Annotated in this window: 11 protein-coding genes and 1 pseudogene; 1 reads left to right on the forward strand and 11 read right to left on the reverse strand. The window is 32.1% G+C overall.

Annotation, left to right across the window (positions count from 1 at the left end; genetic code table 11):
* Nucleotides 1-437: 437 nt before the first annotated feature.
* From LNTAR_RS21845 to LNTAR_RS21905, 11 genes are all read right to left on the reverse strand, one after another.
* Nucleotides 438-719, reverse strand: coding sequence for an antitoxin Xre/MbcA/ParS toxin-binding domain-containing protein (locus tag LNTAR_RS21845; RefSeq protein WP_007280948.1), 282 nt, complete (start codon nucleotides 717-719; stop codon nucleotides 438-440).
* Nucleotides 720-792: 73 nt separating this feature from the next.
* Nucleotides 793-1,305, reverse strand: a complete 513-nt coding sequence (locus LNTAR_RS21850) for a hypothetical protein (protein WP_007280949.1) — start codon at nucleotides 1,303-1,305, stop codon at nucleotides 793-795.
* Nucleotides 1,306-1,395: 90 nt separating this feature from the next.
* Entirely contained in the window at nucleotides 1,396-2,022 is a 627-nt protein-coding gene (locus LNTAR_RS21855) for a hypothetical protein (protein ID WP_157473784.1), read from the reverse strand.
* Between the two features lie 421 nt (nucleotides 2,023-2,443).
* Nucleotides 2,444-2,803 carry a hypothetical protein gene (locus tag LNTAR_RS21865; protein ID WP_007280950.1) on the reverse strand — a complete coding sequence of 120 codons (360 nt, stop codon included), beginning with the start codon at nucleotides 2,801-2,803 and terminating at the stop codon, nucleotides 2,444-2,446.
* Between the two features lie 414 nt (nucleotides 2,804-3,217).
* A complete protein-coding gene (locus LNTAR_RS21870) occupies nucleotides 3,218-3,724 on the reverse strand; it encodes a DUF2262 domain-containing protein (RefSeq protein WP_007279342.1) in 507 nt (168 codons plus the stop codon).
* An 80-nt stretch (nucleotides 3,725-3,804) separates the two neighbouring features.
* A complete protein-coding gene (locus LNTAR_RS27670) occupies nucleotides 3,805-4,167 on the reverse strand; it encodes a hypothetical protein (protein ID WP_007280951.1) in 363 nt (120 codons plus the stop codon).
* Nucleotides 4,168-4,239: 72 nt separating this feature from the next.
* Entirely contained in the window at nucleotides 4,240-4,608 is a 369-nt protein-coding gene (locus LNTAR_RS21880) for a hypothetical protein (RefSeq protein WP_007280177.1), read from the reverse strand.
* 1,116 nt (nucleotides 4,609-5,724) lie between these two features.
* Nucleotides 5,725-6,222: a hypothetical protein gene (locus tag LNTAR_RS21890; RefSeq protein ID WP_007279341.1), complete on the reverse strand. Its 498-nt coding sequence runs from the start codon at nucleotides 6,220-6,222 to the stop codon at nucleotides 5,725-5,727.
* Nucleotides 6,223-6,346: 124 nt separating this feature from the next.
* Nucleotides 6,347-6,565, reverse strand: a complete 219-nt coding sequence (locus tag LNTAR_RS21895; RefSeq protein WP_007278963.1) for a hypothetical protein — start codon at nucleotides 6,563-6,565, stop codon at nucleotides 6,347-6,349.
* On the reverse strand, nucleotides 6,558-7,727 hold the full coding sequence (locus LNTAR_RS21900) for an IS91 family transposase (RefSeq protein ID WP_052607318.1): 1,170 nt from the start codon (nucleotides 7,725-7,727) through the stop codon (nucleotides 6,558-6,560). Before LNTAR_RS21900 ends, LNTAR_RS21895 begins: the two co-directional genes overlap by 8 nt.
* A gap of 141 nt (nucleotides 7,728-7,868) precedes the next feature.
* On the reverse strand, nucleotides 7,869-8,219 hold the full coding sequence (locus LNTAR_RS21905; protein WP_007280952.1) for a hypothetical protein: 351 nt from the start codon (nucleotides 8,217-8,219) through the stop codon (nucleotides 7,869-7,871).
* 632 nt (nucleotides 8,220-8,851) lie between these two features.
* On the opposite strand from LNTAR_RS21905, the pseudogene LNTAR_RS26810 reads away from it, so the two are divergent.
* Nucleotides 8,852-9,007, forward strand: a pseudogene (locus LNTAR_RS26810) (tyrosine-type recombinase/integrase); the annotation flags it as partial.
* Nucleotides 9,008-9,101: the final 94 nt, after the last annotated feature.

The following is a 9,101-nucleotide window of genomic DNA, read 5'->3' on the forward strand; positions in this document are numbered from 1 at the left end:
ATAATTCTAACTTCGTGCATCTGCGATTTATTTGGACTCTCATTTCTACAATTTGTTTTTAATTTTATTACAAACTAACGTCCTAGATCACCTGTGCTCGAGGTACGAGAGTATCAGGTGCATCTAATGGTTAGAGTTCTTCATTTTATTGTTGATAATAAGACTATTTTTATCTAAAATTTGATTCAATTATTTGCTGATTTCGCATATACTTGGAATCGTATTTGATGCAAAGTTTGCGTTTACTTCTGCTGCATTGCTGACTTCGCATATACTCAGCTTAATTCTGTGATTCCAAGAATAGAGTGGGGTGCTTTTTATGATGCGAATTCCCATCAATTCTCTTTTTATTAATTCTACTCTAACGACCGAGATTAGGGATTTCGAGCGAAGCGAAGAAATTCCTCTGCAGCTCATGGTTATGTATTGTTTTTTATTTATCCGGGGAATCGTTGTAGACTTGTTTTTAATTTTTTGATGCCATTTTCAGTTTTCATGCATTCAAGAGGTGTTTGCATATCTAAAACAGGAGCTTGACTTTCCATCCATTTTTTATATGAATCTCTGAAATGGTAAGCTATTGGTCTGGCAATATCAATGTTATTATTAACCAGTTTTAACAGATCTTCTTTATGGTTGTAATTATCCCATTCTTTAGTGAAACATTTTGAATATGCCTCGAATGAACTGTCGCCTAAGTAATGATTATCTAATGACATTTTTTATTTTCCTACATAACGACCGAGATTAGGGATTTCGAGCGAAGCGAAGAAATTCCTCTGCAGCTCATGGTTAGATTTTTTCTATTTCTTTTTCAACATGCCATAATTCATCTTCAATTATGTGCCATGAGTTTATTGATAGCTCTTTAAGGTTAGATCGGTTTATATCTACCCATACAGGAATTATGAGAATACCTTTTTTATTTTTTCTTTTATATTTAACTGTTAAAATACACGTGTCACCAAATTTATTTTTATATTCTTTTCTTTTGCCTGGAGCAGCTGTAAGTTCAATATAAAAGTGATTGCTATCTACGGATTTGTTAATAACAAATCCACTATGTAAAGAGACTTTTGTTAGAGGAGAGTATATAGCCCCATTCTTCTCTTCAAGATAACAGATTAAATCTAAATCTGTTTCGTGAAATGTTGTATACATTGATTTGAGTTGAGGGTGCTTTTTTGTAAGTTCACTTAAAACATTTGACTTGAGTATATCGAGTACTTCAACTTTCACATGGGGTTTTTCATTAGCAATTGCTGATGAAAAAACAAAGAATATAAGTATAAAATGTTGTTTCATTTTTCTCCTTTATTAATCTAACGTCCAGGATGATTTGTACTTTCTATCTAAATTGTGACTCACAACGAAAGTATCAGATCGATCCGTTTGTTATACTTGTTTTTTTATCTCAATATTGGGGTTGATATTGTTTATTTTCTTACATATTTCATAAGCAGGGTTGTCATATTTTTGGGTTATTTCAAACTTTTTATTATCGGTTACTATATAATAGAAATTATTATCGTTAATTTGGCCGCCTGTGGGAGGGATGTATATGTCAAGAATATATTTGATGTCCAATAATGGAATTATAAATGACTCTTTAGTAGATCTAGATGGACTTACACATGATATTTTATCAGGATAAATGGTGAATGAAAACTCTGCATCACCTTTCATCTTAGGGATCACATTTTTATAAATATTATAAATAGCAAAAACCATTGATACTAAATTAAATGGGTAGAAAAATCCTGGGTGAGTATTTTTAGTTTCCCAAAATGAGAAATTAAAAAGGCCTAATATGAGAACCAATATTGTAATAGTTTTCTTTAGATCTTTACGACCAATATCGTAAGTGGATATTTTATGTTGGTATATATGTGAGTTCATTTTATTAATGTATAACGCTGAGGATGAGCTGTGTAAGATTGAGGATCGAGATGATGAACTTTGCGTAGCAAAGTCATCAGTTCGATCCGTTGGTTCTGTTTTTTCTTTTGATTCTTTGTCCAAAAATTATTAGTTCGATACTTCTTGGTATTAAAAAAAGGATAAATAGTATGAACTCATGTGGATTTAAAATGGTGTATAATGGAGTCATACTCCTTCTTAAACCTTCTACTTTTATTTTTGGCTTGTAGCCAGTTTTAAAGTAGTAATAAATACTTATAGAATTTATTGCTAGAAAGGTTATAAAACTAATTATAACCAAATGGTTACCCTGTAATTCAATTTCTATGAATTTAAGAGGAATACTTAAAAAGCCAATTAATAAAGGAATTCCAATTGACTGGCATAGTAAGCTTAGAGAAGAGAAAAGTATTCCTTTAAAAATGTCTATAATTCGTATCATATTTCAACAGAACGTCTGAACTGAGTAGTACTTTCTATTTAAATTTTGACTCCAAACGAAAGTATCTACTCCAGTGATTTGTTAGTCTTTTATTATTATTGCGGATTTATCAAAGTTTATTATTTCTAATTGCTTTAATAGTGATTTATAATCTTCGTCTGAAATTTGTTTTATATTGAATTTATGGTTCTCGGTTTTATTTCGTGTTTTTATATGAATTTCATTTCGATTAATACTAATTCTGTCTGCAATAACAACAATATCATCTTCATCTTCCCATGAAAGACATATTCCTCTTTCGTGAGGTTCTAATAACGGTTCAAATTTTGGAGTTCTCATCATTATAAACGATGAAACATCTAAAGGGTTTGTACCTTGTGAACATAGTGAAATAATAATGTCATCACCATTTTCAGTTGTAATAAAATTTATTTCTTTCATTTGATTTTATCTCGTTTTATTGATGACTAACGTCTGAACTGAGTAGTACTTTCTATTTAAAATTTGACTCCAAACGAAAGTATCTACTCCAGTGATTTGTTAGATCTTTTCTCTTTTATTGTTGATAATTAGACTTTTATTTTTTTTCATTTGCTGATTCCGCATATACTTGGAATCGTATTTGATGCACAATTTGCGTTCACTTTTGGTGAATTGCTGACTTCGCATTTACTCAGCTTAATTCTGTGATTCCAAGAATAAAGTGAGTCGCTAAGTAGATGACGTAATAAGATAAAATATATTTAAAATTTATTCTGATCTAACGCTGAGGATGAGCTGTGATCTTAGTACGGATCGGAGTGATGAGTTTCGCGTAGCGAAACCATCAGTTCGATCCGTTGGTTATGAGTTGAATTATAGTCCTACATATTTTATTGTTTTATTTATATCCATATGCGCTATCAAACTGTGATCTGTAAATAAATCACCTTTTGCTTTGATATAGATATTTACTGGTTCTGAAAAGTCATCATCTTCATCATGATCAAAAGCAATATCAAAAATACTTAACCTTTCAATGAATTCACTTTTTGATAAAATAGGTGAGTCTTTTGTAGTTATTTCTGCATCAAGACTTGTCTGATCACCTGTCCATTCATACTCGGGTATTCCATTAATAAATACATCAACACTTCTCCAATCATCATTATAAATATCGAGCATTTCATCAGCGACTTTTGCATAAATGACATCTTTATTTTGAAGAATATAATCAATGATTTCTGTAGATTGTTCAAATGAATATTCTTTAATAAATGTCTCAGATACACTTATATCTTCATTTGGTCTTTTGGTTTCAAACCATTTGTAGCTTTTTGAGTACTTAAATGTACCGTGTTTAGTTTCTATCGTCTGTTTCATTTTATTTTCTCATAACGTCCTAGATCACCTGTGCTCGAGGTACGAGAGTATCAGGTGGATCTAATGGTTATACTTTGTATTTATTTTGATTCTTGTACATATATTTTATATTTTTTCGAATTATCATCCGTTGCTTCCATATATTTTCTACCTTTAGCAGGCCACTTGAAATATAGGGATTTTATTGCACCAATATCCACGTTTTGACTTTTAAAATGATCCTTTAGATATGAAGCTCTATATGAAATAGATTCTAATATTCTTTTAGTGACCATTTCTTTGGGAGTGAACGATATGTTTATCCAGTCAATTTCTATATCATAACCATTTCTATGTATATTTTCTAAATCATCAATTACATAGTTATTATCTACATAATTCATTAAACTGAAAAAACTATCACCAAAATTATGGATTGCAGAATGTATGTTTTTGTATTTCATTTTTTAGTATAACGTCTGGGTTTAGTGATACTCGAGGAACGAGAGTATTCACTGCGACCCTTGGTTCTGTGTTTATTTTATAATTAATTTTCCATGTCCGTTAATGATAGTTTGAATATAAGTTTGGAGTTTTAGATATATCTCATAAGAAGTGTCAATATAGATTTCAATGATTTCTCCGTCATTCAATTTTATAAGAATACAGTCTCTAGAAATTATTATTTCTGTAATAGAGTTACTTCCGTGATGTTCTTTGTCATTTGAGTCATACCATTGAATAGTAGCTGGTGAGTTTGGGAATTCGTAGTTCCTACTAAGGTTTATATATGGATAGTTATACTCAAGATCACCTTGTACTTCATATTGTGATGATATGTATAATTGAACGATATCATCGGTGATATCTTCACTGAATGTTATGTCTATTGCTTTGAATTTCATTTTTTATTACCACAGAACGTCTAAACTGAGTTTGTACTTTCTATCTAAATTGTGACTCACAACGAAAGTATCAACTCCAGTTTCTTGTTATATGTCTTTCGATTTCTTATTTGATTTTGTTACTAAGATTATGAATAAAATGATTAATGCATAGACCGAATTGGATAGGGCTATTTCAAAGATTCCATATGAACTTTTTTTCGCTATACTATGCATTACTTCTAAAGTAGTTGTTTCTGAATGGATATGATCAAACCTTCTAGTTATTGCAATACAAGATAAAAAATTGTACCCAATTATCCAAAGTGTTCCAAGGAGTGAAATTACTTTTAAATATTTATTCATTTGTATCCATATAACGTCTGAACTGAGTAGTACTTTCTATTTGAATTTTGACTCCAAACGAAAGTATCTACTCCAGTGATTTGTTAGATTTTGTGTTTTTTTTTAATTGCTGATAATTAGATTTATTTTGATTCAAATTCTGATTCGATTAATTGCTGATTCCGCATTTACTCGGAATCATATTTGATGCACTGTTTGCGTTTATTTCTGGTAAATTGCTGACTTCGCATTTACACAGATTAAGACTGTGTGTTATAGATTGTGTTTAAAAACATGACTCTGAGCTTAGTGATACTTGCGTTGTAGATGACGTATTTAGACAAAATATATTTTTAATTTTATTACAATCTAACGTCTGAACTGAGTAGTACTTTCTATTTGAATTTTGACTCCAAACGAAAGTATCTACTCCAGTGATTTGTTAGATTTTGTGTTTTTTTTTAATTGCTGATAATTAGATTTATTTTGATTCAAATTCTGATTCGATTAATTGCTGATTCCGCATTTACTCGGAATCATATTTGATGCACTGTTTGCGTTTATTTCTGGTAAATTGCTGACTTCGCATTTACACAGATTAAGACTGTGTGTTATAGATTGTGTTTAAAAACATGACTCTGAGCTTAGTGATACTTGCGTTGTAGATGACGTATTTAGACAAAATATATTTTTAATTTTATTACAATCTAACGTCTGAACTGAGTAGTACTTTCTATTTAAATTTTGACTCCAAACGAAAGTATCTACTCCAGTGATTTGTTAGGTGTGTTTCTACCCAATAATTGTTTTTATTATTTTAGTTTTAGAATTAAACCTTTTAGTTATCGATTCCATTGTTTCTTCAAGGTTTAAAAAACTTTCTTTAGATCCAATTATATATCTCTTATTTTCTGTGTTAGAAATTATTAATGTGGGATAAATATTGATATGGTTTTTACGATAATGATTGAGATTTATGATATAAACTAGATTGGGTTTACCAATTAGTTGAGGTTTTATCAAATGATGAAAATATGATTGTTTATAAAGATTATTTTCTTTTTCAATTATCCTGAAAGGTAGAACTGCATATGATAAGCTAAAATAAGAAATACCTAAGGGAATGAGTGACCATATAAACAAAAAAGTTAACAAACCTAGATGAAACTCTTCAATGTTTTCTTCAGACAGAATTTTCAAAGGTATGAATAAAAAAAGTAGAGCAATTATAGAAAAAAATAAATATCCTATTCTTAATTTCTTCTTTCTTAATATTTTAATTTCATTCATTTATTATTGATCACCTAACGTTCGAGTTGAGCTGTGTTCGAGCCTAAGCGAGAACCTCAGTTCCAACGATTTGTTGTACTTTATTTCAATTATTGATGATCCCATATTTCCTTTCCCTATGGTGCTAAACTAACTGTTTTTGTTTTGTTGAACAAGTTAATATGGGTGTAGTTGATGCTGTGATCAGGTGCTTTTTACTGTCTAGGCGGGCTTCGAAACTATGTGGCTCTAAATTTTCATCTATTAGAGGCTTCATTACCTTATAAAGAGCTCTTTTTATCGACTTCGGCATCAAGTACTTCTTGTCAGGGATTGTTGACTCTCTGATTCGTTTCTTATGCATGTAACCTTCTCCCCTGATAGTGAAAGAGTATTGGAGGAGGTCTCTCATTCTGGATATCCTGGCCGCGTTTAAAATCACTGTAGCCACAGCAATCACAGACTTTGGGTTGCCAAGCATCTTCTTTGAATCGTTCGCTACCGGTGAATTCTTTGAGTAGTTCAGCAAAGAGTATCTTACAGTATTCCTTACTTGTGGTTCGTTGAGCTCCTGCAAAAAGGCCATAAAACCTTGATCTTCGAAATCCTTTGGGTAGTACATGCTGCATAAATCTTCTGATGAATTCCTGAGGTTTCATTCTGATATCTTTATGTCGAGGAATTCCTTTCTCGTCCAAATCTTTATAATCTTTGATATCAAAACTTATGAATGAATTTTCAACTGCTGTAATTCTACCATTAGCGATGGCACTTCGATAAACATAACGACTCAAGTATTCGACAACAACTTCAGCACCTGAAAAGGGTTTTTGAATATTCACGACCCAGGGTTTCTCTTCGATGATTTTATATATTTCAGGGAAGCCTTGCGCATTCACTAACTTCTTATGTTTGTTGAGATTTTTGAGTTTTCGGAGAAACCTTTTTTTGAATTCTTCTGAGGCTTCAAAAACGTCAAATAAGTAGTCGTTTCTTCCAGCTTTCCATGTCCCATCTTTTTTCATTCCCCCACTTGTGACCAGAATATGTACATGAGGGTGGAGACATAAATCTTGACCCCAAGTATGAAGTGTGGCGATAATTGCGGGAGTCGCATCATGATATTTTTGACTCAGATAAAGCAGTGTGTCTGCGGCAGTTCTGAAGAGTAAGTTATAAATCTCTCTTTGGTTAAATCTTGCTATCGGGTTCAGATCATGAGGCAGGGTGAAAATACTATGGAAATAAGATACGGGTAATAATTCATCTAATCGGTCTTTTAACCATCTTCTTCGGCGTATACCCTGACACATTGGACAGTTGGTGTTTCCGCATGAATTATAGACTGGCCGTTCATTTCCGCATTTACAGCATATTTCCTTATGTCCTCCAAGGTAGGCAGTTCGGCACATAGCTATATCTTGTAATGTTTTTCGTTGCTCTTTTTGCAATCCGTGTGTGGCTTCGTAAGCTTGACCAAATCGTCGAAAAACCTCTCCTACACTATGCTCTGTCCTTTGTTTCATACCTTTTACCTACCTTATTTAGGTAAATAATACATGTGAGCTTAGCTTACAATTCTTAGTATGTTTTTTTAATTGTTTTTTAGTACAACGTCTAAACTGAGTTGTACTTTCTATTTAAATTGTGACTCATAACGAAAGTATCTACTCCAGTTTCTTGTTAGATTTTTCGTTTTTAATTTCTGATTTTACTCCTCTGTAGAGAAGAATGATTGCAACTAGATAAATAGTTAAATCTATAAAACAGAATGTTGTATAAATACTACTCATTAATAGTTCTGTATATTTTTCATTGGAGTCTGTGAAAACTGGTAAAAAATCACATGTTTTTCTGATGATTGATGTTACAATCGATACAATCAGTAAGTTTTTAGCTACGTTTATTTTTGAATTATTGAACTTCTGTAAAAGGAGTTTACTGATCAAAAAGAGTAAGATGATTGGTACAATATCTATGTATGCTACTAAGGTAAAAAATTTGATTTGTATGTCCATTTATGTTCCTAATCTAACGTCTGAACTGAGTAGTACTTTCTATTTAAAATTTGACTCCAAACGAAAGTATCTACTCCAGTGATTTGTTAGATCTTTTCTTTTTTACTGTTGATAATTAGATTTTTATTTCTTTTTATTTGCTGATTCCGCATATACTTGGAATCGTATTCGATGCACAGTTTGCGTTTACTTCTGGTGAATTGCTGAGTTCGCATTTACTCAGCTTAATTTTGTGATTCCAAGAATAAAGTGAGTTGCTAAGTAGATGACGTAATAAGATAAAATATATTTTAAATTTATTCTGATCTAACATGGTTTTGTGCGTACGATGAGTTTGTCGGGGATGGTTAAGTTTTTCATGGTTTTAAGATAGCAGTGATGTTGTGAGTTTTGTAATGCATTCACGATGTTTAAAGTCAATAAGTGAGTCTTTGCTAAGTAGTAATCTGTGGTAGCCAGTACGCATAACCCGAGAATACGGGAGTTATGTGTAGTATGCATAAGTCGGGGGTTGTATTATGAAGAGCCAAAAAAGGGCTTAAAAGTAGTTGTATTTTATTGCATTATTGAGTATGAATAAACCGGAAATGCGGGGGTTATGTGTAGTATGCATAAGTCGGGGAATGCGGCGGAGGCATAGTTTTGCGACGCATTTGTTGGAGCGTGGGACTGACTTGAGGACGATTCAGGAGTTGTTGGGGCATGAGGATATAAGTACGACGCAGATTTATACCCATGTGCTGAGTTTGAACCAATCTGGGACGCGCAGCCCTTTAGATGATTTGTAGTTGAGGAATCAGGAATTAAAAATTAAAAGACAGGCAGGCTCCGCATCAAAAGTGGTTAAAGCACTTTTGTGGGAAAGGGGGAAACTGTAATGTG

Origin of the sequence: Lentisphaera araneosa HTCC2155, from assembly GCF_000170755.1 — a bacterium.
Taxonomy (GTDB): domain Bacteria; phylum Verrucomicrobiota; class Lentisphaeria; order Lentisphaerales; family Lentisphaeraceae; genus Lentisphaera; species Lentisphaera araneosa.

Coding starts and splice junctions, on each gene's coding strand:
- LNTAR_RS21845 (WP_007280948.1), bottom strand. CDS start 719: ATGTCATTAGATAATCATTACTTAGGCGACAGTTCATTCGAGGCATAT.
- LNTAR_RS21850 (WP_007280949.1), bottom strand. CDS start 1,305: ATGAAACAACATTTTATACTTATATTCTTTGTTTTTTCATCAGCAATT.
- LNTAR_RS21865 (WP_007280950.1), bottom strand. CDS start 2,803: ATGAAAGAAATAAATTTTATTACAACTGAAAATGGTGATGACATTATT.
- LNTAR_RS21870 (WP_007279342.1), bottom strand. CDS start 3,724: ATGAAACAGACGATAGAAACTAAACACGGTACATTTAAGTACTCAAAA.
- LNTAR_RS27670 (WP_007280951.1), bottom strand. CDS start 4,167: ATGAAATACAAAAACATACATTCTGCAATCCATAATTTTGGTGATAGT.
- LNTAR_RS21880 (WP_007280177.1), bottom strand. CDS start 4,608: ATGAAATTCAAAGCAATAGACATAACATTCAGTGAAGATATCACCGAT.
- LNTAR_RS21890 (WP_007279341.1), bottom strand. CDS start 6,222: ATGAATGAAATTAAAATATTAAGAAAGAAGAAATTAAGAATAGGATAT.
- LNTAR_RS21895 (WP_007278963.1), bottom strand. CDS start 6,565: ATGCATAAGAAACGAATCAGAGAGTCAACAATCCCTGACAAGAAGTAC.
- LNTAR_RS21900 (WP_052607318.1), bottom strand. CDS start 7,727: ATGAAACAAAGGACAGAGCATAGTGTAGGAGAGGTTTTTCGACGATTT.
- LNTAR_RS21905 (WP_007280952.1), bottom strand. CDS start 8,219: ATGGACATACAAATCAAATTTTTTACCTTAGTAGCATACATAGATATT.